At 43.6% G+C, this 26,556-nt stretch carries 27 protein-coding genes and 1 pseudogene; 3 read left to right on the forward strand and 25 right to left on the reverse strand.

Features of this window, described 5'->3' with window-relative positions; all coding sequences use genetic code 11:
- Window positions 1–57: 57 nt before the first annotated feature.
- The 13 genes from G5B12_RS05315 to G5B12_RS05375 all read right to left on the reverse strand — a co-directional run bounded on the left by G5B12_RS05315 (window position 58) and on the right by G5B12_RS05375 (window position 10,664).
- Window positions 58–315: a hypothetical protein gene (locus tag G5B12_RS05315; protein ID WP_021978052.1), complete on the reverse strand. Its 258-nt coding sequence runs from the start codon at window positions 313–315 to the stop codon at window positions 58–60.
- A gap of 255 nt (window positions 316–570) precedes the next feature.
- The gene (locus tag G5B12_RS05320; protein WP_174087858.1) at window positions 571–873 is read right to left on the reverse strand and encodes a hypothetical protein; all 303 of its coding nucleotides are present in this window, start codon (window positions 871–873) and stop codon (window positions 571–573) included.
- Window positions 874–1,014: 141 nt separating this feature from the next.
- The gene (locus G5B12_RS05325) at window positions 1,015–1,197 is read right to left on the reverse strand and encodes a cysteine-rich KTR domain-containing protein (RefSeq protein WP_243003902.1); all 183 of its coding nucleotides are present in this window, start codon (window positions 1,195–1,197) and stop codon (window positions 1,015–1,017) included.
- Window positions 1,198–1,212: 15 nt separating this feature from the next.
- The gene (locus G5B12_RS05330) at window positions 1,213–1,710 is read right to left on the reverse strand and encodes a DUF998 domain-containing protein (protein ID WP_174087882.1); all 498 of its coding nucleotides are present in this window, start codon (window positions 1,708–1,710) and stop codon (window positions 1,213–1,215) included.
- A 464-nt stretch (window positions 1,711–2,174) separates the two neighbouring features.
- Entirely contained in the window at window positions 2,175–2,498 is a 324-nt protein-coding gene (locus G5B12_RS18005) for a GNAT family N-acetyltransferase (protein ID WP_021978057.1), read from the reverse strand.
- A 109-nt stretch (window positions 2,499–2,607) separates the two neighbouring features.
- Window positions 2,608–3,135 carry a TetR/AcrR family transcriptional regulator gene (locus tag G5B12_RS05340; RefSeq protein WP_442859959.1) on the reverse strand — a complete coding sequence of 176 codons (528 nt, stop codon included), beginning with the start codon at window positions 3,133–3,135 and terminating at the stop codon, window positions 2,608–2,610.
- A 258-nt stretch (window positions 3,136–3,393) separates the two neighbouring features.
- Window positions 3,394–4,911, reverse strand: a complete 1,518-nt coding sequence (locus tag G5B12_RS05345; RefSeq protein WP_021978059.1) for an alanine/glycine:cation symporter family protein — start codon at window positions 4,909–4,911, stop codon at window positions 3,394–3,396.
- A gap of 237 nt (window positions 4,912–5,148) precedes the next feature.
- Window positions 5,149–5,661 (reverse strand): nitroreductase family protein, encoded by a 513-nt coding sequence (locus G5B12_RS05350; protein WP_021978060.1) that lies wholly within the window; start codon window positions 5,659–5,661, stop codon window positions 5,149–5,151.
- 66 nt (window positions 5,662–5,727) lie between these two features.
- The gene (locus G5B12_RS05355; protein ID WP_021978061.1) at window positions 5,728–6,189 is read right to left on the reverse strand and encodes an NUDIX hydrolase; all 462 of its coding nucleotides are present in this window, start codon (window positions 6,187–6,189) and stop codon (window positions 5,728–5,730) included.
- Window positions 6,190–6,212: 23 nt separating this feature from the next.
- The gene (locus G5B12_RS05360) at window positions 6,213–7,139 is read right to left on the reverse strand and encodes an AEC family transporter (protein ID WP_118070532.1); all 927 of its coding nucleotides are present in this window, start codon (window positions 7,137–7,139) and stop codon (window positions 6,213–6,215) included.
- A 40-nt stretch (window positions 7,140–7,179) separates the two neighbouring features.
- Window positions 7,180–8,628: a DNA/RNA helicase domain-containing protein gene (locus tag G5B12_RS05365; protein ID WP_174087860.1), complete on the reverse strand. Its 1,449-nt coding sequence runs from the start codon at window positions 8,626–8,628 to the stop codon at window positions 7,180–7,182.
- A 21-nt stretch (window positions 8,629–8,649) separates the two neighbouring features.
- Window positions 8,650–9,351, reverse strand: a complete 702-nt coding sequence (locus G5B12_RS05370) for a DNA alkylation repair protein (RefSeq protein ID WP_174087861.1) — start codon at window positions 9,349–9,351, stop codon at window positions 8,650–8,652.
- Window positions 9,348–10,664: a Na+/H+ antiporter NhaC family protein gene (locus G5B12_RS05375; RefSeq protein WP_334297791.1), complete on the reverse strand. Its 1,317-nt coding sequence runs from the start codon at window positions 10,662–10,664 to the stop codon at window positions 9,348–9,350. The genes G5B12_RS05370 and G5B12_RS05375 overlap by 4 nt, the downstream gene beginning before the upstream one ends.
- Window positions 10,665–10,977: 313 nt before the next feature.
- On the opposite strand from G5B12_RS05375, the gene G5B12_RS05380 reads away from it, so the two are divergent.
- Complete coding sequence (locus G5B12_RS05380) at window positions 10,978–12,561, forward strand: glucose-6-phosphate isomerase (RefSeq protein WP_118063889.1); 1,584 nt, start codon at window positions 10,978–10,980, stop codon at window positions 12,559–12,561.
- Between the two features lie 88 nt (window positions 12,562–12,649).
- Entirely contained in the window at window positions 12,650–13,480 is an 831-nt protein-coding gene (locus G5B12_RS05385) for a Cof-type HAD-IIB family hydrolase (RefSeq protein WP_174087862.1), read from the forward strand.
- A gap of 96 nt (window positions 13,481–13,576) precedes the next feature.
- Here the strand turns inward: G5B12_RS05385 and G5B12_RS05390 are convergent, their stop codons facing one another.
- From G5B12_RS05390 to G5B12_RS05425, 8 genes and pseudogenes are all read right to left on the reverse strand, one after another.
- Entirely contained in the window at window positions 13,577–15,019 is a 1,443-nt protein-coding gene (locus G5B12_RS05390) for a DUF6935 domain-containing protein (protein WP_174087863.1), read from the reverse strand.
- Window positions 15,020–15,304: 285 nt separating this feature from the next.
- Window positions 15,305–16,561 (reverse strand): competence/damage-inducible protein A, encoded by a 1,257-nt coding sequence (locus tag G5B12_RS05395; protein WP_174087864.1) that lies wholly within the window; start codon window positions 16,559–16,561, stop codon window positions 15,305–15,307.
- 31 nt (window positions 16,562–16,592) lie between these two features.
- Window positions 16,593–17,132: a CDP-diacylglycerol--glycerol-3-phosphate 3-phosphatidyltransferase gene (gene pgsA / locus G5B12_RS05400; protein WP_015525184.1), complete on the reverse strand. Its 540-nt coding sequence runs from the start codon at window positions 17,130–17,132 to the stop codon at window positions 16,593–16,595.
- Entirely contained in the window at window positions 17,116–18,453 is a 1,338-nt protein-coding gene (gene rimO / locus G5B12_RS05405; RefSeq protein ID WP_174087865.1) for a 30S ribosomal protein S12 methylthiotransferase RimO, read from the reverse strand. The genes pgsA and rimO overlap by 17 nt, the downstream gene beginning before the upstream one ends.
- 100 nt (window positions 18,454–18,553) lie before the next feature.
- Window positions 18,554–18,808, reverse strand: a pseudogene (gene rpoZ, locus G5B12_RS05410) (DNA-directed RNA polymerase subunit omega); the annotation flags it as partial.
- 53 nt (window positions 18,809–18,861) lie between these two features.
- A complete protein-coding gene (gene gmk, locus G5B12_RS05415; protein ID WP_118070067.1) occupies window positions 18,862–19,482 on the reverse strand; it encodes a guanylate kinase in 621 nt (206 codons plus the stop codon).
- Complete coding sequence (locus G5B12_RS05420) at window positions 19,475–19,747, reverse strand: extracellular matrix/biofilm biosynthesis regulator RemA family protein (protein ID WP_118070069.1); 273 nt, start codon at window positions 19,745–19,747, stop codon at window positions 19,475–19,477. Before G5B12_RS05420 ends, gmk begins: the two co-directional genes overlap by 8 nt.
- 45 nt (window positions 19,748–19,792) lie before the next feature.
- A complete protein-coding gene (locus tag G5B12_RS05425; RefSeq protein WP_021978073.1) occupies window positions 19,793–20,671 on the reverse strand; it encodes a YicC/YloC family endoribonuclease in 879 nt (292 codons plus the stop codon).
- A 150-nt stretch (window positions 20,672–20,821) separates the two neighbouring features.
- Here G5B12_RS05425 and G5B12_RS05430 point away from each other — a divergent pair, with 150 nt between their 5' ends.
- Entirely contained in the window at window positions 20,822–22,573 is a 1,752-nt protein-coding gene (locus tag G5B12_RS05430; RefSeq protein ID WP_174087867.1) for an Rqc2 family fibronectin-binding protein, read from the forward strand.
- Window positions 22,574–22,757: 184 nt separating this feature from the next.
- On the opposite strand, the gene G5B12_RS05435 is transcribed toward G5B12_RS05430, so the two are convergent.
- The 4 genes from G5B12_RS05435 to G5B12_RS05450 all read right to left on the reverse strand — a co-directional run bounded on the left by G5B12_RS05435 (window position 22,758) and on the right by G5B12_RS05450 (window position 26,535).
- Window positions 22,758–23,996, reverse strand: coding sequence for an AGE family epimerase/isomerase (locus tag G5B12_RS05435; RefSeq protein WP_174087868.1), 1,239 nt, complete (start codon window positions 23,994–23,996; stop codon window positions 22,758–22,760).
- Window positions 23,997–24,163: 167 nt separating this feature from the next.
- Entirely contained in the window at window positions 24,164–24,367 is a 204-nt protein-coding gene (locus G5B12_RS05440; RefSeq protein ID WP_021978076.1) for a hypothetical protein, read from the reverse strand.
- A 147-nt stretch (window positions 24,368–24,514) separates the two neighbouring features.
- A complete protein-coding gene (locus G5B12_RS05445; RefSeq protein WP_174087869.1) occupies window positions 24,515–25,801 on the reverse strand; it encodes a chloride channel protein in 1,287 nt (428 codons plus the stop codon).
- Window positions 25,802–25,878: 77 nt separating this feature from the next.
- Window positions 25,879–26,535, reverse strand: coding sequence for a TVP38/TMEM64 family protein (locus G5B12_RS05450; protein WP_174087870.1), 657 nt, complete (start codon window positions 26,533–26,535; stop codon window positions 25,879–25,881).
- Window positions 26,536–26,556 lie beyond the last annotated feature (21 nt).

The following is a 26,556-nucleotide window of genomic DNA, read 5'->3' on the forward strand; positions in this document are numbered from 1 at the left end:
AATCGTCGTCAAACGGATTTTCATAAATTTTACCGACTGGAACTTTCGAAGATGCCTTTATCTGGTTACGATAATTTTTCTTTTTGGAAGGAATCTGCAAACGGAAGGCATGTTTCTGGATCCTTTTAATCTGAAAATCTGCGTCTGATAAGAATTCACATACTCCCTGTAACTTTTTTCAGCTTCTTCCTTTGATGAAAAACCTGCAATGTGCCCATACTCGATGGTATAAGTATCGGGATTTACCGTTTTTATGAGATGTCCCCAGGTACTGTCGTTGATTTGAAATACCGGATGATTGATTTTTTTGTTCATTATTTTATTTCTCTCTATTTTTTAGTGGATATATCATATTTTGATGCAATTCTTTATTTATTTGGAATTATACTCCTGCTTTCTTCCAATACGGTCTGTTCCCACTTCCGCATAGCCGCTACTTCCCTGTCTGTATGAAGCCAATGCTGCCCATTTTCCACAAAATTCAGTCGGCAATTATTTTCTTCCGAAAATCTCTTTACAATCTTATACGGGATCATTTCATCCTGAGTTCCATATAAAATATTTGTTTCTTTACAGATCGACTTTACTGGATGTTCCCGCACCCAACACAAATAATTGCTGAAATTCCTGATTTCCATGAGTTGCTTCACCTAATGCAACAATCTTTGCCTGTTCTGGAATTGAAATATCTTCAACTGTTACCGCATATTTTTCAAATTCATTTATATCGGCACATTTTCCCGTTCCCAGTCCGCCAAAATAAGAATAAATACTCCCAAGCAAAGCTACAGAAGCCACTACTGTCAATAGCCCGTATTTCAAGACTGAATATTTCCTTTTCTTATGTTTTCTGTTTTTCTTGTATTTACTCACAATTATATTCCTGCTTTCTCCACAGATAGCTTATTTTATTTTGTCTCTAATTTTCATATAAACAAATCTTTTATCAGCGGTTTTCCTGCTTATTGTACAAAAAAAGACACAGGCAAAAATTTTTTATTTCTGCTCTGCGTCTTAGCGTCTGGCGTCTTTCTTATATTCCACTATATGATCTTTTACATTGATAATAAAATTTTTTTTACATTTCGGACAAAACAAAGGAAAATTTTTTAGTTCTGTGTTTTCCAAAACCTGCGTCCTTGTTTTCGCTTTACACTCTGGACATAAAATCCATTTATCCGTTATGATTGATTTCACTCTTCCTCGTCTCCTTTAATTATTTAATTCCATCCTATAAAGGTGCATTCCCAAAACCGCCTGAAAACCTGTTGCTGCAAAAACACTGAACCTCTCGACTATTCCAAAATACTCTTTCGGAACAATGTTCATACCTAATGCACCAACCATCATCATTCCAAGTGCTATTCCTGCAAATACCCCATAGGAACAACAGCTTCTGTTTTTTATCCCGGAAATAATGATTAAGATTAGTGATATGATAGATAACAATACAACGATTACCGTTGACAAAATGTGCATCTGATCCTGAAATGTTCCAGCATATCCGCTGTCACTTAACGGAAACATTCCAAAACCAACTGCAGACACCCACTCCATGATCGTAAATAAATAAACTCCACTTCTTAAAAGCCGGGTTCCTTTTTTCTGAATTCCGAGACACACCATCATGGCACATACCAAAGTACATACATTATACAGACTGCTCAGTTGATTCCATAACCTGAGTGATGGTGCATTGGATGCACTCAGTCACATTGATCTGCATAATTCAAGTACATGTTTTACTTTAATTCCGTCCCGAATAAACCATTAATTGAATATCATTATCCGATGATGGTTTACCAGTAAAATCTCCTGCCCTTTACATGTGAAGTGGATATTCACAATCCACTTCACTAAAATAACTGCCCCGGTAGTTTTTTCTTCTCTTTATAAGGAAACAACTTATCAAATTCTTCGGTTTCCTTTTCGTCTACAAAATATCCCGCTGGTGTCGCATACTCTCCCGTAATACCATCCAGATAGCCAGGAATCAGCTCTCTGCATAAAAAGAAAGTCGCATCCTGCCCTTCTTCCAGTCCATGATAACGAATGTTAAATTCTCTTGCCGGTCTGAATCCACTTTTCCCATAAAAATCAATATTTCCCTCAAGGCAGACTGCACCACAACCAAATTTCGCAGCCTTGTCTAATGAATAATCCAGTAAGACTTTTCAATATCCTTGTCTTTTCAGTTCTGGAGTAATACAAATCGGTCCCATAGTCATAATTGGAATATTTCTTCCATCATCCGCTTTAATACTTGTTCTCATAAACATATTCTGACCGATCAACTTACCATCTTCATCATTTTCATTAAGAAGCATCACAAAATCCAGTTCTGGAACAAATGCCGGATCATTTCGGAGCTGATGCAATACATAATGCTCAAGGCATCCTGGACGATACACATTCCAAAAACTTTCTCTTACCAGATTTTCTACTTTCTGATGTTCTTCCTTTTTCTCTAAACGAATCGTAATATTACTTTTTTCCATTTCTTTCATATCCTTTCAAATTATTCTAGATAAAAAGCCACTAATTTTGATTACTTTGCATTTATCAAAATTAATGGCTCTGCGTCTAAGCGTCTGGCTCTTATGTTTTTTAATTATTGCTATTTCTAATTTCTTCTGTGATTTCGGTCAGCATATGCTCAAACTGACATTTTACTTTCACCTTATCTGATGTTCCATCATACACACTATAATAGAAAAACATATTTGCATAAAATTTAACTGCAGTCTCCTCTGGATTTTCTATTTTCATATTTTTGAACAGATCCTTCACGTATTCTGCCGGTCCAGATATCAGATATTGCTGATACAACTTCTGCATTTCTTCATTTCTAAATTGTTCAAGCGTAAGCATTTTCCGAAATGATGATGCAAAATCATCCTCTGTCCAATACTCAAACATTGATTTGCTGTATCCTACAAAATCTTCTACTGATACGTTCTGATATTCTTCCGGCATTTTCTCAATACTTTCTTCTGGTACTTCATTCTGCCTGGCTTGTTCACTGTCCTGCTGTTCCATTCGTTTCACAATGTGCAAAAATATGTCTCTCTTATTTTCATAATGTCTGTATAACGCTCCTTTAGTCATTCCAAGAACCCCTGCAATCTGACTCACAGATACAGCTTCATATCCATTTTTCGCAAACAAGTGAAGGGCCACAGTCATAATCTCTTCCTTTGTACTTCCCATACATAATCATCTCCCTTACTACAAATAAACGACCGTTTACAGTCCTATTTTAGTAAACGGTCGTTTATTTATCAAGTCATAAATGATTATTTGAGCAAAAGCACAAGGGATTTTAACGTCCCTTGTGCTTTTCTCTTTTCTTTTTCTGTTTCAGCTCAAGCATTCGTTGTTCCGCCGCCTGTTTTATTTTTTTATATATCCCAGATCCGGGTTCTTATAATCCCCTCTGGCTTTTTTCTTTTCCACGTATGGCCCCCACACGTTTGCCTCATCTTTGATACCAACTGTCTCCGGATCAAATAACGGATCAAGCCCTGCATTTTTCTGTTTTTCATAATCTCTGACAATTTTAATAACCTGCGGCGTCAGAAGAAGGATACTGAATGTATTTACCCAGAGCATACAGCCAACTCCGATATCACCCATTGACCAGATCGTATCTCCGTCAATAAGGATTCCGAACAGACAGAAGATCAGGAACAAAATACGTACGATGGTAACTACTACTTTGTTTTCTCCCCACAGATATTTGCAGGTAGACTCCAGCTGATAGGAGTAGGATAACATTGTAGTAAAAATAAAGATAAACAGCATTACTGCCAGAAACATGGCCCCTGTTTTTCCAATTGATACCCTGAGTGCTTCCTGCATGAAAGAAATACCATACTGGATTCCCGGTACCTGTTCTACAAGAAGTACTGCTCCTGTTCCGTCAGCCGCTACATTATATGTACCTGCAAGTAAAATACAAAATCCGGTACAGCTGCACACCAGAAGTGTATCAATATATACAGAAAGTCCCTGTACAAGCCCCTGTTTTACCGGGTGGGAAGTATCGGTTGTCGCTGAGATCAGCGGGCTCATTCCGTTTCCTGCATCATTTGAGAAGAAGCCTCTCTTGATTCCCCATGCCACAGCAGATCCTACAATTCCTCCAAATATTGCATCCTTTCCAAATGCACTGGCAAAAATAGAACCAAACATCCCCGGAATTTCTTTATAATTCATAACAAAAATTGCAATGGTGATCAAGAAATAAATTCCGCACATGATCGGTGCAAGGACTTCTGCAACCTGACCGATACGTTTAATACCGCCCATTGTTACTACTCCAACAATAAGGACCATACCAATTCCAACTACGATAAACGGAATTCCAAATGCTCCTTTGATCGCAGTTGCTGCAGTCTGTGTCTGCATTGCAGGAAGCAGAAAACCAGGTCCAATGAAAACCGCAATACAGAATAATACTGCCAGGATTCTTCCAACCTTCTTATTTTTGAACCCGTTTGACATATAAAATGCCGGGCCGCCTGTTAACTCTCCTAAATTTCTGGTCTTATACGCCTGACCAAGAATACATTCCACAATACCGGTGGAAGCTCCCAGGATTGCTGTTATCCACATCCAGAACAGAGCTCCCGGTCCACCCATAAATATAGCGGTTGCAGTTCCTGCAATATTACCGGTACCGACACGTCCTCCTACGGTTGTCGCAAATGCCTGAAACGCTGAAAGACCGGTATCTTTCTTATTATCTCCCTTTTCTGTCAGACATTTTACCATGTCTTTGAATCTGCGGACCTGAATACCACGTAAACGAACGGTAAACCAGACCGCCGCGCACATCAGGAACACACACATCACCGGATGCCAGATGATGTCATTGATCGCGTTCATTACTGTTACAAATACTTCCATACTCTTTCCTCTCGTCCTTATATATTTAAAACTCTATTCTTTAATTTACTATAATCTGACATTTTTCACAAGTGTTTTCCATATAAAAACCTTTGTTTTTATCAGAAAGACACAGGAATACGTCAAGCGGATATTCGCAATCCGCTTCGCTACTTGCTCATAACCAAATAACTGCTCCGCAGTTTATTTGGTTAAAAAGGGGAAGCTGACTGTCTTCAGCTTCCCCTTCATATTTAACTACATATAGCTTATTGTTTCTGTTAATTCTTTTCTGCTGTTATGGTTTGGAAGTGCGCCTGTTCCATCTGCCGCAATTCCAAGATCCAGCAACATCAAAATTTCTTCTTCCTCCGGAAGTCCAAGAGCCTTTGCCAGTTCATCCGGATTGAAAAAATTGATCCAACAGCTGTCAATCCCCTCATTGTAAGCTGCCAGCATCATGTGAGTTGCTACAATACTGGCATCTTCAATCCCGGAATCTCTTTTTCCTCCAGGATATGTGAAAACATTATTCTTATTATATGCTACCACCAAAACAACAGGTGCCTGATAACGGCATGGTGTTGCTTTATCAATTGCTTCCAGTCCCTTTTCAGACTGTACTACATAAATATGCTGTTCCTGAAGATTTTTTGCTGTTGGAGCGACACGTCCGGCCTCCAGGATCTTATCCAGCTTTTCTTTTTTCACTTCCACGTCACTGAATTTTTTGCAGGAATATCTGTTTTTTATTACTTCTGAAAAATCCATTCCAAACCATCCTTCCTATAATTTTTTATTATTTTACCATAAAAACGCAGATGCGCAAACTATCATCTAATACAAATAAATCTTCTTTTCTACAAGTCTGTCCCCTTCATACTGTAATTTTACGGAAAAAAAGCGTTCTTCTCCAGAAAGAAGCAGATCAAGAAATACTTTATCCCCCTCCCATGCAGGCAGTTCAGGCACTTTGGTTTTGTCAACCCAGCAAAGTTGTCCTTCATTACATTCAATCAGTTCTCCTGTATATCTGTCCGCTGTGAAAACACACATAAGCTCAGATTCATATTCATTATTAACAAATGTCACCAGCCCACGAAATTTATAAGATGTAAGTGTTAATCCGGTTTCCTCCTTCACCTCGCGCATAAGACATTCCTCCGGAGTTTCCTGACTTTCTACATGTCCGCCAACACCGATCCATTTTCCACCATTCATATCATTCTGTTTTTTAATTCTATGAAGCATCAGATATTTGTCATCATTTTCTATATAACATAAAGTGGTTGTCGTCATTTAAATACCTTCTTTCCGTTTAATCACCCTACCACTGCCAACACAATATAAACCAGAATCGAAACAATACAATACAATGAATTTGTTGTAGAAGCATATGCACTGCTTTCTTTCTTTTTCAGAAATGTCTGCATACTGAATGTTGCTGGAGACGACATATATATAATAATTGCCAGATTCAAAAGTCTGGAACTTCCGACCAGATATTTCACAGCTATAAGAACTCCCATTATCATCGCTGCCTGCAAAATAATCCTCAGAAAAATAGTTTTGATACAGGGTCCTATAAGTTCCGGTACCAGTTCCATACTGTACCCAACAACAATAAGGATAATAGGCGTAATTGCAGTTGTCAGAATGCTTTCTGCACTGAGATAGCCAGGACCAAAAGAACTATCCATCAACCGGTTGATCAGCCCCGTCAATCCGGCGATGATTCCAAGAACCGTCCCTATAAAAGCAGGAGTTTTTAATGCACTGTAAAATAAACTTTTTGCATTGATCTTTTCTCCGTTTTCCGTTTGTCCCAGCATTCCCATATACACACTAAAGCCAAAAAGCAATCCTGCAATATCCAGCACCGCAATCTGTGAAAGATTTTCGCTGCCACAAAGGCTTGTATATAAAGGATATGCCATCATTCCGCCTTCATAGATACAGACCAGAAAAGGAAGATATTTTTTATAGGGTTCTTCCATAAATCTCTTCAGCAGGAATCCCACGCCAAATGAAATCAGAAGCATTATGAACATGATCAGCACCAATGTTCCAATCTTTCCACTGTATTTTGCAGTCGCAAGCGCATGAAAAATTGCCACTGGAAGCATAATGTTTGTTACCAGTGTTTTCATGTTATTGACACCATTCTGATCTAAAAGTTTCCACTTTCTACACAGCATTCCAAGAATGATCATAACCAGTACCGGTAAAACAATCTCTAAAACATCCATTTTCTCTGTCATCCTCTCCGTTGTCCTTAATTTTTTATTTCTATCTGTTTCTGTGCATCTGCAAAATTTCCAGCAGCACTTCATATACTTCCATATTTTCCTTTACCACAAGAGCCAGACTCTCTTTCGCCTGGTTCAGAAGATGAAAAAGTCTCCGCACACTGAAATCTTTTTCCGAAGAACACATGAATCTGAGATATCCTTTTTCATCGTAATAATATTGTTCGTCCAGTAATACAACAATCTTCTCCTCGTCTCTCACTGCCTGGGCATCAAGCTGTCCAGATCCCTCTGTCGTCCGCCGCTGATATCCCTGTCTCACAAAATCATTCATAAGATTTTCCGATTCTCGGCCATTACCAGCATACACCACTGCAATATTCGGATACCATCTGGGACTTCTTTTTTCCGGCAGGTGCATCATGTTCTGGATAAAAGTGGAAAGCTCCGCATTGGTACGGATCCGGTTTGTCAGATGAAATTTCTGGAGCCCCGGCAGATTCTCTAGTCTTTCCACAATGTTCCGGTCCAGCTCTTCCGGTGAAATCACATCTTCGGAGTCACTGGAAAAGATCACTGGCCTGTGCTCACTCCATGCAAGCAGAACAGATAATTTTTCCAGGGACAGAAGATGTGCTTCATCCACCAGAATACTGCTGTAACAGCCAAAATCTGTCGTCTTTCTCAACTGATTATCCGCCAGAAAGTCTGTCCGCCGCAGACGTTCATGAAGGAGCTTCCATTCTTTTCCAGCCTCTCCGCAGTGAATGATACAAACCCTCTGTCGTACGGAAAGCTTCATCGCAATATCATAAAGCAGCAATGTTTTTCCTGTTCCGGGAAGTCCGCTGAACCAGAAATATCCTTCTCTTTCTCCACGAATCCGCTTCAGGATCTGTCGTTCAATATCTCTCTGCTGAGAGGTAAGGAAATACTCTTTTTTGAGAAAACGTTCCGGTTCTGTCAGTGGAGAGATCAGATACAGTTCTGCCTGAAACAGCTTTTCAATATCTCCCTCATAGTCCGGGGTTTCTTTCTCCAATGCATTACAAAGCTGTTTCCAGTCTCCCTCCACAATATGATCGTGATTGGTCAGTCTCACCAGACGGTCTTCACTGCTGATATAAGTATACGACAGGATCGGTTTCCCGAAAACGGACAGATAATACCGGTTCTGGATCAGCTGTCTCCGGATGGCCTCGTCCGATACGCTGCCGCTTTTCAGTTCAATATTCACAATCTGGTCATCTTTGATCTGAAGAAGGTCAAACTCCTTTCCAAGCTTCGGAATCTGAAACGAATAAAAAAAACGGAGTTTATATACTTCTTCCATATGTAGTTCCAGCTGTTTCACCAGCGCTTTCATACTTTCCAGTTCCCACTCTTTAATCCGGAGGAAAAAATCTCTGCCGGAAAGCTGGCGTTCCAGCTTCTGGACACATTCCATATTTTGATTTCTTGTAAGTGCATAGATCGATATTGCCTTCATATTCCAACCCTTACCTGCTGTTTATTTCTTTATCCGCAGTGTCCTGAGATGATCCTTCTGCTCCTGTGTGATCCGGTAGCTTTCAATGGATTTCTGGATCGTCTTGTTATGAGTCCAGATATCCATTCTCTGCTCTTCCAGGAATGGAAGGATCTTCTCATACTGTTTTGCCAGCGCTGTAGCAAAATACCAGGCTCGCATCATATTTACATAATATTCTTCCGAGCGGATCGTTGCCACTTTCTCCGGATATTCCGGTTTAAATCCTTCGTCCAGATAATGGCGCATCAGCATACTGATCCCGAACCGGATAGTATAGGGCTGATCCGATTCCATCCAGCGATAAACCTCCCGGATAAATATATCACGGTGTTTTTTCATCATATGGAGCGCCAGCAGATCACAGGTCGCCCAGTTATCAATATACGGAAGAAAACGCTCCAGTTCTTTCAGACATTTATCATAATCTCTGATCTGCTCGATCAGCAGGCCATGGAGATTATTTTCCTCATAATACTGATGAGGAAGAACCTTCAGGAACATTTCGGATCTTTCTGTTTTTCCAAATTCTTTTGCAAATTTCCGGAGTATCGGTGTCCGGATACCGATGATCTTTTCTTTCTCCACAGTCGGAATCAGCCTTGCATGAAAATCCCGATATCCTGTATCCTGCATTTCGAACAGTCTTTTCCGAACATCCCGGATCATCTCTTCCTGATTCATTTATCATCCCCGCCTTTTACACCAAAGATCGCGATCAGAGAACTTACAAGCAGAAGCATGGGATAAAACAGTTTCGGCATGATCTGAAAAGCAGAAAGCTCAAATCCCAGTTCCTTTGCCGCAGAAATGGCAACCAGCATCTGGGCTCCATACGGGATCACCCCCTGGAAAATACAGGAAAATGTATCCAGGATAGAAGCTGTCTTTCTGGAAGTGATCTTATATTCCAGCGCCATTTCCTTTGCAATGGGGTTGGCCATAACAATGGCTACCGTATTATTGGCTGTTGCGATATCCATGGCTCCAACCAGAAGTCCCATACCGAGAAGTCCGCCCTTTTTCCCTTTAAAAACTCTCTGTATTCCGGAGAGCAGTGCTTCAAAGCCTCCATGCTCACGGATCAGCGCACACATGGCTGCTACAAGGATAGCCACCATGCAGGTCTCGAACATTCCGGAAACGCCGGAGCCGATATTAGTCAGGAGCTCCACAGGTGCGATATGTCCTCCAAGAAGCATGATAAATGCTCCGGAGACAATTCCGATCAGAAGTACCACAAATACATTGATGCCGATGATCCCGCCGATCAGAACCAGAACATACGGAAAGATCTGTATAAGATGATAATCCTGTACCACTCTTCCCTGGATCTCTGTCTGAAAAGACAGGATAAGGATCAGGAGCAGTGTAACAACAGCTGCCGGAAATGCAATCCAGAAGTTTTCCCGGAATTTATCTTTCATCTGACAGCCCTGACCGTTGCAGGCTGCGATCGTGGTATCAGAAATAAAAGAAAGATTGTCACCAAACATGGCTCCTCCCATCACCGATGCCACACAAAATGCCATATCAAAACCGGAAGCTTTGGAAACCGCTACCGCAATAGGGGTAAGAAGCGTGATCGTCCCAACGGAGGTTCCCATCGCCACAGATACGAAGCAGGCAACTACAAACAGTACCGCAACGGAAAAACGTGCAGGTATCAGAGAAAGCATGCAGTAGGCCACACTTTCTGCACTGCTGCGCCCCACAACGCCCACAAAAGAGCCTGCAGTCAGAAAGATCAGAAGCATGGTGATGATATTTTTATCTCCTACTCCTTTTGCCATAAGCTCCAGCTTTCTGTCAAAGCTGATCGTTCTGTTCTGAACACATGCCACCAGGATCGCAGCCAGAAAAGCCACAACGATCGGTACATTATAAAATCCCATGGGGATCTTCATCACATACTCAAACAAAATCCCCAGCCCCAGATACAGGACCAGGAAAACACCGATAGGCAGCAGTGCGATCACATTTCCTTTTTTCCTCATTTCCTCCATAAAACAATTCCCTTCATCACTTATTATATTCCCGGCTTTTTCTCCGGGTGATCTGTTTTCTATCATATCATATTTCCCCATTCCTGTCCTGCTGCCGGCGGAAACTTCTTCACATTTCCGGCACGATCCTGTTATCTCTGATATTTTTTACCTTATTTAACAAGATTTTCACTAATTAAATCGTTCCTTCCGTTGAAATCCGGAGCTTTTTTCAGTATAATTGGCTGTAGACAATTGTGAAAAAGATATCCAACGGATTTATAGTGATATCTCGGATCACAGTCATTAAAGGAGGAATATGATTATGGCAACATGGAAAAATCTTGACACTCTTGCTTCTTACAGCACACTTAACGGTCTGAAAGATCACGTGAACATTGCAGAGGCAATGTCCGGCGAGCAGGGTGCAGAACGTGTAAAGAAGTACAGCGTACCGATGGCAGCAGGTCTGGCTTACAATTACGCAGCTAAGGAAGTGGACGAGACCGTTCTTGACGCACTTTCCAAACTGGCTGATGAGGCAGAACTGATTGAGAAATTCCAGGAATTATACAACGGTGCAGTGATCAACACAGGCGAGAAACGTATGGTACTTCATCATCTTGCACGTACACAGCTTGGCGAGCCTGTTGTTGTTGACGGTGTGGACAAGCGTGAATTCTATGTGGCACAGCAGAAGAAGGCCGCAGATTTTGCAAACAGAGTACATGCAGGCGAGATTACAAACGAAGCCGGTGAGAAATTTACTACTGTTGTACAGATCGGTATCGGCGGAAGTGACCTGGGACCGCGTGCATTATATATCGCACTTGAGAACTGGGCAAAGGCAAACAACACCTTCAAGATGGAAGCAAAATTCATCAGCAACGTTGACCCGGATGATGCAGCTGCTGTTCTTGCATCTGTAGATCTTGCTCACTCTCTTTTCATCGTTGTATCCAAATCCGGTACAACACTTGAAACTCTGACAAACGAGGCATTCGTAAAAGACGCCCTTACAAAAGCGGGCCTGAACCCGTCCAGACATATGCTTGCTGTAACCAGTGAGACCTCTCCTCTTGCAAAGAGTGATGAGTACCTTACCGCTATTTTCATGGACGACTATATCGGCGGACGTTACTCTTCTGTTTCCGGCGTAGGCGGAGCAATCCTTTCCCTTGCATTCGGACCGGAGGTATTCGCAGACATCCTTGACGGAGCTGCTGAAGAAGATAAGCTTGCAACAAATAAGAACATTCTTGAGAACCCGGATATGCTGGATGCCCTGATCGGCGTTTATGAAAGAAACGTACAGGGATATCCTTCTACTGCAGTTTTACCATACTCCCAGGCATTAAGCCGCTTCCCAGCTCATCTTCAGCAGTGTGATATGGAGTCTAACGGTAAATCCGTAAACCGCTTTGGTGAGCCGGTGGATTATGTGACCGGACCGGTGATCTTCGGTGAGCCAGGAACCAACGGACAGCATTCCTTCTACCAGCTTCTGCATCAGGGAACCAATATTGTTCCGCTTCAGTTCATCGGCTTTAAAAAGAGCCAGCTTGGTGTTGATGTTGATATCGAGAACAGCACAAGCCAGCAGAAACTCTGTGCAAACGTTGCAGCACAGATCGTTGCTTTTGCATGCGGAAAAGAAGATGAGAACCTGAACAAAAACTTCAAGGGCGGACGTCCTTCCAGTATCATTGTCGGTGAGGAACTTACACCGAAGTCTCTGGGTGCGCTTCTTGCACACTTTGAGAACAAGATCATGTTCCAGGGCTTTGTATGGAACCTGAACAGCTTTGACCAGGAGGGTGTACAGCTTGGTAAGGTTCTTGCAAAACGTGTTCTTGCTCATGATACAGACGGAGCACTGAAGGTTTACAGTGATCTTCTGAATATCTGATAAGCAGATAAATACCGTCCCGGGAAATATTTTTTTCGGGACGGTTTTTTTGTATATGTGACCTTAACCGTGAAAGGAATTCTTAAATATGCAGCAGATAAAAATGATCGGTCTTGATCTGGACGGTACTCTTCTGAACACCAAAAAAGAGCTCACAGAAAATACCAGGCGTGTTCTCAGGGAAGCTATTGATGCAGGGATCCTTGTTCTGATGGCTACCGGCCGGCCATATACTGGCATTCCCGCGGAACTGAGAAATTTTCCGGGAATTCACTATGCTCTCACCTCCAACGGAGCCAGAGTCCTTGATACAGACCATAATAAACTTCTTATCGAGCAGCTTCTTCCCATGGAAAGTGCAAAAAAAGCTCTCCGTATCTTTGAAAAATATGATACTTTAAGTGAGATCTATTTTGACGGGCAGGGATATGCAGACACTGCCAAGCTTGACAATGTAGGAAAATATCATCATGATCCCAATATGTGGGATTACGTTAGATCCACCCGTATTGCAGTTCCTGACATCTGGGATGTGATTGCTAAAGAGCACCGCAATATGGATAAGGTGCAGGCACTTTTTGCCAACCTGGATGAGCGTGCAGCTGCCTGGAAGGAATTAAGCGAACTTAAGGAACTGGAGCTTGTCGGTTCCTTAAGCTATAATATTGAGATCAATGCAGCAGGTGTCAATAAAGGAACTGCCCTTGTTGCGTTAGGTAAAATGCTGGGAATCCCAAGAGAATCCATTATGGCATGCGGAGACGGAGACAATGATGTGCATCTTCTCCGGGAAGTTGGCTTCGGCGTAGCCATGGCCAATGCACAGTCGCAGGTAAAAGATGTGGCGGATTATATTACCTCTTCTAATGATGAAGATGGTGTAGCACGCGCCATTGAAAAGTTTGCGCTGCACCGATGAGATATTCTATTATGTATGCCAAAAAGGAACCGACAGTTTTTACGCTGTCGGTTCCTTTTTTAGAATGGGATTGAATAGCGGTACATTCACATTCGATCAATATTCATAGTTTCCTGCCGGCTGTTTGATCCTGGTAAGAAGATCATGCCAGGACTGATCCCAGATATACCATTTTCCGGTTTTGGAGTGCTTATATGTACAGATCCATCTGGAACTGTCGCTGCCTGCAAAATCAGTAAATGATCTGTAGATCGCAGGAGTGGTCTGGGTCGGTTCAAAATACGGGATATCTTCACTGATGGAATTTCCCTTACCCGGAAGTGTGTCCTGTCTTAACGTAATGGAAATCGGTTTAGACGGAGTATAATTGTTGGCCGGAGTTGCTCCGTTCAGGTAAGAATTGCCAAGATATTTATATCCGTTATCCGCTTTCATACGATCTCTCAAAAAGTTTTTGTAATACTGAGTCATCTCTTTATTGTTGAGATAAGAAATCATCTCCTCGCAGTCCGTCGGATTGGTCGGTGTCCAGGTACGATATGCAAGGATCAGAAGAGCCATGGTCTTATAGCGGCTGTCTGCCGTTGTGATATCATACTGTTTCAGCTCCTCTGCATTGGTCGGGATCGTGGTAAAGGTGTAAGTATAGGTATTTATCGTTACATCAATGACTTCCTTCTGTCCTTTATCGTTGGTGATCTCTTTTTTTGCAGATTTAGTTCCTTTTGTAAGAACCGGCTCCACCTGTTTCTTTACTGTCTGTGTCACGTGGACAATACAGCTGCCTCGCCAGGTACTCTTATCCCGGACCTGGATCTTTGTTGTTCCCACATTCACTGCCGTTACTTTGCCTTTACTGTCTACAGTTGCAACAGATGTATCGTCACTGGTCCATACAAGAATCTCTTTATAATTCTTTACCTGAAGCTGTCTCACATCACCTTTGTTCATATTTAAGGTGGTGGCACTTAAAGATGGTTTCGGCACCGGTGTAGGTGTCGGCTTCGGTTTCTGCGCTGCTTTTACTGTAACCTTACAGTTAAATTTCTTAGTATTTGCCTTCGCTGTGATCACTGCCGTTCCTTTTTTCACTGCGGTGATCTTTCCTTTGGAATCCACACGTGCGACCTTAGGATTGGAAGAAGAATATTTCACCTTCACAGTTGTTCCTGTCAGTTTAATGGCACTGGATTTCTTTTCTGTTAATGTCAGCGATGTCCTGCTGAGCTTCGGTGTTTCTACCTTTACAACACATTTATATGTTTTTTTGCTTACCTTTGCATAGATCGTTGCGGAACCTTTATTTTTGGCAACCACCTGACCTTTGCTGTTTACGGTCGCAACGCTCTTTTTGGAAGATCTCCAGGCAACCTTCCGCCTGGTTCCGGTAACCTTGAGTATTGTCTTCTCACCTTTTAAAAGAGTTACTTTTGTTCTGTTCAGTTTTGGTGCGGCGCTGACCGTCACACTTCCAAATACCATCGTAAAAATAAGGCTGATCAGCAGCACAAAACACAACAGATTTTTTTTCTTTTTCATTCTGATTTCCCCCTTTCCGGTAAAACGTATATTTACGTCATATATTGCTTTAATCATATTTTAGAGGAAATCCCTGATAAAAACACTAGCACTTATGATAGTATCATTATAAACATTTATATTCTTTCGTCGTCCATACCGGACTTATTGTCAGGAAACAAAAATAAAACAGGACTGATTTTTGATACAGATACTTGAAATCAAAAGTTTCATCTGTTCAAAAATCAGTCCTGTTTATAAAAAATATTATGTTGATCTGTAACACCAGGCCGATAAAGGCATTCGCTATTTGCCCATAATGATACAGTCACGTAACATCGCCAGTGCATGCGCTGTAGTCTGCTCGCGGATTCGCATGCGGTTTCCTGTAAAGTGGAACTCTTTGGCAATAGCCTTGCCCTTATAGCAGCAGCCCATAAATACAGTACCAACCGGAGTTTCCTTTGTTCCGCCTCCCGGTCCTGCCAGACCCGTCACGGAAATACTGATGTCTGCTCCGGATGCTTTGCAGGCGCCCTTTGCCATTTCTCTGGCACATTTGGCGGAAACTGCCCCCTGCTCCTTCAGAGTACGCTTCTTCACTCCCAGACATTTATGCTTGGCCTTGTTACTGTAAGTCACAAAGCCATAGCCAAACACCTCAGACGCACCGGATACATTGACAATGCGCTGGGCGATCATACCGCCGGTAAGAGATTCCGCCAGGGATAGCTTCAGATCTTTTTCTTTCAGAAGATCGATCACTGCTTCCTCCAGTGTCTTGCTCTCATCTGTGGCAAAAACATTCTCTCCAAAACGCTTCTTTAGCTCTTTGACAACCGGTTTGATCAGCTTTCTGCAGGCCTTTTCATTCTCTGCGCTTGCTGTCACACGAAGATGCACTTCACCGGTTTTTGCATAAGGTGCAATGGTAGGATTGGTCTGACTTTCGATCAGATCCTGGATCTCCTCTGCTACCTGGCTCTCACCGATCCCGCTGATCTTAACCATCTGGGATACAATGATCTCCGGCTGGTTTTTCTGCAGATACGGGACAACGTACTCCTCGAACATGGGCTTCAGCTCATTGGGAGGTCCAGGAAGAAGGATCGCGGTTTTTCCTTTTTTCTCAAGGATCAGTCCCGGAGCAGTTCCGTTATGATTGTCAAGAACAATGGCTCCCTCAGGAACCATGGCCTGTTTATAGTTGTTCTTCGTGATACGTCTCTGAGGATTGTTTTTCTCATATTCCTTCAGATATTTATCGATCAGTTTCCTTGAGTGGGAATCTTCCTTAAGAGGCATTCCCATCAGATCCGCAGTTACTTCCTTGGTGATATCATCCTCTGTTGGTCCAAGACCTCCGGTGAGGATCACAACATCGGAACGATCCAGTGCAGTACGGATCACGTCACGCATACGGCCTTCATTATCACCTACTACATCCTGATAGTAAACACTTAACCCAAGCAGGGCGCATTTTTCAGAAAGATAGGCGCTGTTGGTATTTACGATATTTCCTAGAAGGATCTCGGTTCCTACGGATATCAGTTCTGTGATCATGAAAAGAAACTCCTTTCGTATACTCTGATTCCTACTCCTGCATGGAAAGGACCTTTCTGTTCTGCATGATATAAGTCAGCAGGGAGATAATGGTCAGTGCAACGGACAGCCAGATAAATATCTGTGTCAGCACTGCAAAAACACCTCCGAAATCCAGCATCAGAAGTATGATCATGATCATCTGGGAAACGGTTTTGAATTTTCCCCAGTAGTTTGCGGCAATGACAATTCCGTTCTCAGCTGCGATCAGACGGAAACCGCTGATGATAAATTCGCGTCCAATGATAATGATCACAACCCATGCCGGAAGCTTGTCAACCTCGATCATACAGATCATGGCAGAGCATACCAGAAGCTTGTCAGCCAGCGGATCCATAAATTTTCCAAAATTGGTTATCAGATTATATTTTCTGGCAAGATGACCGTCAAACCAGTCTGTCACACTTGCTGCGACAAAAATCGCAAGACAGATCCAGCGGTTTGCTTCTCCTCCCCATCCTGTCAGTAAGAAAACTACAAGAAATGGTACAAGTATCATTCTTGCAACTGTAAGTTTATTCGGTGTATTCATCGCTCAGCACTCCTATCAAATCATACTCAAGCGCACCTGTCACACGTACCTTTGCAAAATCACCTGTCATAAGCAGTTCGCCTGTCTGAACGAAAATGTATCCGTCAACCTTCGGTGCATCCCCATAGGTACGTCCGATATAGGCACTTTCATCTGCAACTTTTCCTTCGATCATAACAAGAAGTTCCTGTCCGATACGGTCCTGGCCTCTGTCGTAAGAGATTTCCTGCTGAAGCTCCATCAGCTCGTCTCTGCGTTCTTCCTTCACTTCTTCCGGAACCTGGTCTGCCATCTCTGCTGCCGGGGTATTCTCCTCCGGAGAGTAAGTGAAGACACCGAGACGGTCAAATTCCATCTCATCTACGAACTCCTTCAGTTCTTCATGATCTTCCTCCGTCTCCCCCGGAAATCCGGTGATCAGAGTTGTACGCAGTACGATATCCGGAATCTCCTTACGGAGCTTTCCGATAATATCGATCAGTTCCTGTTTGGAAGTGCGGCGGCCCATTCTCTTAAGAATGCGGTCCGATGCGTGCTGGATCGGAATATCCAGATAATGACAGATCTTTTTCTCATCACGAATGGTTTCGATCAGTTCATCGTAAATCTCCTCCGGATAGCAGTAAAGGATGCGGATCCAACGGATACCTCTGATCTCACAGAGCTTCTTTAAAAGAATGTGAAGAGATTTTTTGCCGTAAAGATCCTTTCCGTAAACGGTGGTCTCCTGTGCTACCAGGATCAGCTCTTTCACTCCCTGTTCAGCCATATCCTCTGCCTGGGCAATGAGGCGCTCCATAGGAACGCTTCGGAACCTGCCGCGGAGTTTCGGGATGATACAGTAGGTGCAGTGCTTATCACAGCCTTCTGCGATCTTCAGATAACCGAAATGTCCGCCAGTAGTAAGGACACGTTTGCTTCCTGTGTCCGGAAGATAGTCAATATCACGGAACTCTTCGAAATGATTTCCGGCTACTGCTTCTTCCAGCGCCTTTACGATATCTCCATAGGACGTGGTTCCAAGAACAGCATCTACTTCCGGAACCTCCTGGATGATCTCCTTCTGATATCGCTGTGCCATACAGCCGGTAACAACCAGGGCATGGCAGCTTCCTGTTTTCTTGTATTCTGCCATCTCAAGAATGGTTTCCACACTCTCTTCCTTGGCGTCCTTGATAAAACAGCAGGTATTGATCACAATGGCATCTGCCTGTGTCTCATCGTCTACGATCTCATGTCCTCTGGCTGTGAGAAGTCCCAGCATCTCCTCGGAGTCTGCCAGGTTTTTGTCACAGCCAAGAGAGATGAATAATATCTTCATACAGTTACTCCGCTTCTGTCTGAGCTGCATCTGCAGTCTCAGTGCTCTCTGCGGTCTCACCTTCTGCTGCCTCAAGGGCCTCTTTCTCTGCTTCCAGAGCTTCGATCTCTTCCTCTTCTTCCTGACCCGGAAGGATCTTTACTTTGCCTTTGTAAAGCTCGTCAATGGCAACGGAAAGCGGTTTCTTGCCTGCTGCACCCGGTACAAGCGGCTCTGCTCCTGCGATCAGCTGACGTGCACGTTTGCTTGCTGCAAGTACAAGAGAATAACGGCTGTTCAGCACGAGAGCCTCATCGTCGTCCTCGTTGTTTGTGTTGATAGCCTCAATTAATTCTGAATAAGATGGATGTATCATATCTTTTCTCCCTTCTGTAACGGCAGGGCCGTATTTAACTTGTTAATTGGTATTTATAAAAAAGCTTCCGCTTCTTTCTGAATTCTGGATACAAAATCATGGTTTCTGGATGCGCGCATACGCTCACATCGGATGGTTTCATGAAGTGTATCAACACATTCCTCCAGATCATCGTTGATCAGGAGATAGTCGTATTTATCCATTCCCTTGGATTCTTCAACGGCTCTTCTGAGACGTCCGTTGATCACATCCAGAGTTTCTGTTCCGCGGCCTACCAGACGGTTCTTAAGCTCTCCCATAGATGGCGGGCAGACAAATACAAGCAGAGTATCCGGAAATTTCTCACGGATCTTCATGGCTCCCTGGATCTCGATCTCAAGGATCACATCTTTTCCTGCTGCAAGCTGTTCCTCCACATATTTACGAGGAGTACCGTAATAATTCTCCACATACTGTGCGTATTCGATCAGTCCGTCTTCCCGGATCAGCTGTTCAAATTCTTCTTTTGTGCGGAAGAAATAAGCTTCTCCGTCTTTTTCGCCTGGTCTTGGATTTCTGGTGGTAACAGAAACGGATAATGCATAATTGTCATATTTCTCCATCAGCCGTTTCATGACGGTGCCCTTTCCGGAACCGGAAAAACCAGAAACAACAACTAAAATTCCCTTACTCATTTCCTTCCTCCCTCTCTTCCTCTCCGTAGGCTTCCGAAAATCTCCTGGCAATGGTTTCCGGCTGCAAAGCGGAAAGCACAAGATAATCATCGGAAGTAACGATCACTGCTTTTGTTTTTCTTCCCTGTGTGGCATCGATCAGAGTTCGGGTTCCCTTGACACTCTGTATCATGCGCTTCACAGGAGCGGCATCCGGACTTACCACAGCCACGATCTTGCGTGAATTGACAACATTTCCAAAGCCTACATTAATAAGTTTCGCCATTTACGCTCTCCCTTTCTGTCTGTGTACAGCCTGTTTCCTGTCCGGTTACTCGATATTCTGGATCTGCTCACGGATCTTCTCGATCTCTGTCTTCAGATCGATAGCCGCGTTGGATACGGTAAGATCATTGGATTTAGACAGGATGGTGTTCGCCTCACGGTTCATCTCCTGTGCCATGAAATCCATCTTACGTCCCACGCCCTCGTCCTCATCCAGGATCTTTCTCATTCCGTGGATGTGGCTTCGAAGACGTACCGTCTCCTCGTCATTGCAGATCTTATCTGAAAAAAGTATCACCTCTGCGGCGATCCTGGAATCATCGATCTGGTTATCCTCAAGAAGTTCGTGCATCTTGGCTTCCAGTTTCTCCCGATAAGCCTTCACTACTTCCGGAGAACGTTTTTCCACTACATCGACCTTTGCTTCCAGTCCGTCCAGCTTCCCAAGAAGATCCTGTTTCAGATTAGCACCCTCACGCTGGCGGGTCTCCACAAATTTCCGGCAGGCCTCATGAAGCGGACCCTCCAGAAAATTCCAGAGCTCTTCCTCATCCGGAGCCTGCTCTTCCATCGTAAACACATCCGGATATCTGGAAAGTGTGGAAACACGGATATCATTCTCGATCCCCAGTTCCTCACTCATCTGGTTCAGATAGCCCAGATATTCCTTTGCCAGCTCTGCGTTATATTTCAGAGCCATTCCGCCCATCGTATAGTCTTCATAGGTGATGAACACATCGACTTTGCCACGGCGGATATAAGTCTTCATCACATTTCGGATCTCTCCCTCAAAATAGCTGAGTCTTTTCGGCATTTTGATGTTCAGATCCAGATATCTGTGATTGACGGATTTCAGTTCAACAGAAACCTTACGCTCTCTGGAAACTGCTTCTGCCCTGCCAAAGCCGGTCATACTTTTTATCATGTTATCCTCCAATACTGCCTCTTAAGTTTATCAGCTGCAGATAAATGCAGCCAATGATTGCATACGGATTTATTATAGTTCATTCCAAAACCCTAGTCAAACTCTTTTTTTACTGTTATAATAACTGATGTTGAAATGGAGGTAAAAATCATGGCATTTGACGGAATTACAGTCTCCGCCCTTGTGGCAGAGATCGATGATAATTTAAAAGGTGGACGTATCAACAAGATCGCCCAGCCGGAAAACGATGAACTTCTGATCACAGGAAAAGGCGCTAACGGACAGAAACGTCTTCTCTTAAGTGCAAGCGCATCTCTTCCTCTGATCTATTTTACAGATAAAAACCGTATCAGCCCTTTAACTGCACCCAACTTCTGTATGCTTCTTCGAAAGCATATCGGAAGCGCCCGAATCCTGGATGTAAAACAGCCGGGAATGGAGCGTGTGGTGGAATTTGAGCTGGAGCACCTCAATGAACTTGGCGACCCCTGCCGGAAGCGCCTGATCATGGAGCTGATGGGCAAACACAGCAACATCATCTTCTGCGATGAAAAAGGCATGATCCTGGACAGTATCAAACATGTCTCTTCCCATATGAGTTCTGTCCGTGAAGTCCTTCCAGGAAGAGAATATTTCATTCCAAATACCCGGGATAAAGAAAATCCGCTGACAGTTTCCGAGGAAGAATTTACCGGACATATCTGCAAAAAACCGGTAAACATTTCCAAAGCGCTTTATACTTCCCTCACCGGTATGAGCCCGGTAATGGCTGAGGAGATCTGCTACCGTGCATCTATTGACGGAAGTGATGCGGCACAGTCTCTGGATGAGACGGCCTGCACCCATCTTTACCACACCTTCCTCCGCCTGATGGAACAGATCCAGAACCGAGAGTTCACTCCGAATATTGTCTACCGCGGAGAAGAACCTGTGGAATACGGTGTCTTTCCTTATCAGCAGTTTGGCAGTGAATACCGCAGCGAAACCTTTGACAGTGTTTCTGTTATGCTGGAGACTTATTATGCTACCAAAAGTCTGCTGACACGCATCCACCAGAAATCCTCCGATCTTCGCCGTGTAGTACAGACTGCTCTGGAACGTAACCGAAAAAAATATAACATCCAGAAAAAGCAGCTGAATGATACTTCAAAAAAAGATAAGTTCAAGATCTACGGTGAACTGATCAACACCTACGGATACGGGCTTGAGGAAGGCTGCAGATCCTTTAAGGCACTGAATTATTATACCAACGAGGAGATCACCATCCCTCTTGACCCGACACTGACACCGGCACAGAATTCCAAGAAATATTTTGATAAATACGGAAAGCTGAAGCGTACAGAGGAAGCCGTCACCGAACAGATCGCAGATACGGAAAGTGAGATCTCTCATCTGGAATCTATCTCCAATGCTCTGGATATCGCCAGATCTGAAAGTGACCTTTCCCAGATCAAGGAAGAGCTCACTGAGTACGGCTATATCAAACGTCACTACACAAACAAAAAAGGCCAGAAAGCCCAGCCGAAATCAAAACCGCTCCACTATATATCCAGTGACGGTTTTGATATCTATGTTGGAAAAAACAATTTCCAGAATGATGAGCTGACCTTCAAGTTCGCAACCGGAAATGACTGGTGGTTCCATGCAAAGAAGATGGCAGGTTCCCACGTGATCGTCCGCACCAAAGACGGTGAACTTCCGGACCGTACCTTTGAAGAAGCAGGGCGCCTGGCAGCCTGGTATTCCAAAGGTCATTCTGCTCCTAAAGTAGAAATCGACTACATCCAGAAAAAACATGTAAAGAAGCCTGCAGGTGCAAAACCTGGTTTCGTTGTATATTATACCAACTATTCTCTGATGGCTTCTCCGGATATCTCGGATCTGAAAGAGGTTACAGAATAATAATTAATCAATAAAAAACCTTCCTGTGTTTTAGTATTTCTTCTGGCCAGGATACCTGCATCTATGTAAGTATCTGTCCTGAGAAATCTTTCTGTAAACACAGGAAGGTTTTTATTTTTGCAACAAACATTCGCATTCCACTTCGTTACATGCCCATAAGTGGAAATCACTTTATGATTTTTGTTCAGATTTCCAGTTTTTTCTTTACGGCAGGCGCAATGGATGTATCTGCCTTATGATACGGGATCAATGTGGACTGCAGCGCATGATACAGGTCGGATTTTCCCGGCCATACGGTTCCTTTCAAATGATTATGCTCGTCCAGCTGATGGAACCAGGAGCCATTCTCGTGATCCATGACCACTTCATCCAGATACTTCATGAATTCTGCATAGTCTTTCGCATATTTTTCCCTGCCGGTCACATGATAAAGAACCACAGAAGTATTGATTGCCTCTGCAAGTGTCCAGTGCATACGGTCATGTACCACAGGTTTTCCCTGCCAGTCTGTTGTGTATACAATCCCCGGTGCACCATCTGCATCCCAGCCGTCTTTTATGGCTGTTGTATAAAGGTTCTCTGCTGCCTGGAGATAATTTTCCAGTTTTTCTTTCTCTTCCCCGCAGTTTGCAAGTGCCCATTGAGTGATCAGCCTTGCCCACTCAATTCCATGGCCCGGTGTTGCACCATATGGCTTGAACGGGTCATCCGGGCGGTCGCGGTTGCAGTCAAGATCTGCCACCCATTCCTTTGTGAAATGTTCCGGAATCCTCCAGGAGTTATCCTCTGCCCAACGGATCACATGGTCAATGATCCTGCCTGCGCGGATGTGATATTTTTTGTCCCCGGTGACATCTCCTGCTGCCAAAAAAGCTTCCACAGTATGCATGTTTGCATTTAATCCCCGGTAATCGTCCAGCACGGTAAATTCTGTATTCCAGGTATCGCAGGCCAGTCCTTCCTCTTCATTCCAGAAATGCTGATCATAAACATCCAGCGCCTCTTCAAGGAGCTCCTTCGCCCCAGGCCTTCCGGCTGTCAGTGCGGAAGATGCAGCCAGGATTACAAAAGCATGTGCATAACACTGTTTATTGGGAACAATGCCACCCTCCTGTGTCACACCTGCATACCAGCCACCATTTTTGTCATCGTGAAGCTCTCCCCTAAGACCTTTCAACGCCGCATCCACAAGCTCTCCGCTTCCTTCATGGCCAAGCATCAGTCCCAGGCTGTATACATGTGCCATGCGGCAGGTGATCCAGGTTTCCCGGTTTCTGTCCTTCCATGGTGTTCCGTCATCCCCCAGATAATAGGAACCTCCATTTGGAGAAGGAAACCGATGTCCGAAGTTCAGAAGATCCTCACAGGATGCTTTCAGGAATTCCCGGTTTTCTTTAGTGTTGATCTCATATTTACTGTTCATTTCAACCACCCCATCTGTTTTTCTTTAGGATATCATTCTTTTTGGGGAACTTCAATTCCTTTAGATTATTTTGGCAGACTAATGAAAAAAGAGAATGCCGCATACGCATTCTCCTCATATCCAGACTTCTTAATCTCATTACCATAACGGTCACAGATAGCCCTGTATCAATCTTCAAAACAGGTGATCACATAGCGGTCGCTTTCTATGATCACATCGGAAACATTATCCCTGTCCCAGATCGCATCGCTGATGATATCTTTCAGCTTATCATCCATAACGATATTAAAATTCTCCTCGATCACCTGAAACGGAACTCCCTCATTCTCCTGTGCATACTCCATGATAAAATCAAGAATCTTCTCTTCCATACCTCAAAATCTGCCTTTCTGTAAATACTAACGTTTAATATATTACATCAGATTTCCGCAGATGTCCAGATATTTTCCAGCCATGTCCATACAGTATTCCATAAGATATTATGCCAGTATAAACACCCCTTTACATTTCGTTCTATATCAGAATCTGGTATGTCGGTTCACATATTTTGCTTTATATTTGGAGTACACAATGGTCTGATCCTTGTAAAGGCCATAATATCCCGATGCTGCATAGCTGATAGATACTGCGATCAGATAGAAGGATACTCCCTTAAATCCAAACATTTCAAAAGCGATCAGGATCGAAGTGATCGGACAGTTGGTCACACCGCAGAAAACTGCTGCCATTCCGCAGGCTGCACAGATCGACGGAGAAATTCCCATAAGATTACCCATCACACAGCCAAAGGTAGCTCCAATGCAGAAAGAAGGTACGATCTCTCCCCCGCGGAATCCTGCGCGCATAGTCAGTGCTGTAAGCACCATTTTCCAGAAAAAGGCGAAAGTATCCGCCTGTCCGTTTTCCACCGCTTTTTCAATAAGCTCCGCACCAGCGCCCATATATTCATCTGTTCTCAGAATAAAGGTGACAACAATGACCAGGCAGGCGCCCACTGCAACCCTGACATATTTATTCTTAAACCATCTGCCATAAAGTCCTGCTGCACCATTCAGCGCAATACAGAACATAATGCTAACAACTGCACAGCCCAGAGCGATCGCTCCCATTTTCAGGCCAGTTTCCACAGTCAGTGCCGGAATATCCGTCACATGAAAACTTTCCGGCGTGACTCCCATTCCGGCTGCAAATCCGGAAGCGATCAATGACGCGATCATACACGGCATCAGTGCTGCATAATACATCACGCCCACACTGACCACTTCCAGCGCAAAAACTGCCGCTGCCATCGGTGTTCCAAACAGTGCTGAAAACGCCGCGCTCATGCCGCACATGACAATTACATGACGGTCCTCCTCGTCCAGATGGATCCATCTTCCAAGCTGGTTGGCAATACTTCCTCCAAGCTGGATCGCTGCCCCCTCACGTCCTGCAGAACCACCGGTAAGATGAGTCAGTGCCGTTGTGATAAAGATCAGTGGTGCAGAAAGGATCGGCACATCATCTCTGGAACGCACGGTAGAAAGAACCTGATTGGTCCCTCCATCCTCTTTTCCAAGCTTCTCATACAGAAATACAATGACAAGTCCGGACAATGGCAGCAAAAGAAAAATCCATTCATGAGCCTTTCGGTAACCGGTTACTGCCTTCAACGTAAAAGAAAACAGTGTGCTGGCAGCTCCTACGATACATCCTGTAACGACAGCAAGAACCAGCCACTTGATCAGATTTGATATATCCCGGCTGATTCTTGCACTGTAATAATATAAATGTTCCTTTAATCTTTTGTTATGATCTATCCCCATGTTCCTTCCCCTCTTTTCTTTACTGTCTGCATTATACTACATTTTTCTTCACAGTAAAAGCAGTAAGGAGAAAGCCCTTATATTTTCTTTCCGGAAATATATCTATGTATCAGGATCGAGAATACACTGATCATCACAAGAAGTACCGCGGAGAGCCAGAATGCCGGTGATCCGGGATTCTTGATATTTGCTCCAAATATCGTGGCAAGGATAACTCCCGGAAGTGTTCCCAGCATCCCGCCCAGCATATATATTCCAAATGGGATCTTCACCGCACCCAGAAACAGACTCACTGCATCCCCGGGCAAAAAATTCAGCGTTCTCATAAAAAAAGAAATATACAAAGGATTTCCGTTCTGGTAATCCACCACTGTTTTCAGCTTCGGATATTTGGAAGTAAGATTCTCCACCATGGAAGAGCCGGAAAAACGTCCCATCCAGTAAGGAATTGCCAGTGTAACTGCTCTTCCCAGAAAGTTCACCAGAAGTGCAGTTCCTGTAGAAAACAGATGTCCTACAGCCAGCTGCAGAACTGCAATGGGGAATACAAAGGAGACACTTTTCACGGCGTAAAACACAAGCATAAGTAATGCTGCCTTAACAGGTTCCTTCGGTGTATAGCGCAGGATCTTTTCCACAGACAGATCCTTTCTGTAACGGATGCAGAAAAAAAGCAGCACAAAAAGAAACACCACGGGCAGATATTTTCTGATGTTATCAATCATTTTTTTCATGGTCTGATCACTCCGTTTTCA

It is taken from the genome of Blautia sp. MSK.20.85 (assembly GCF_013317245.1).
In the GTDB taxonomy this organism is placed as follows: Bacteria; Bacillota; Clostridia; order Lachnospirales; family Lachnospiraceae; genus Blautia_A.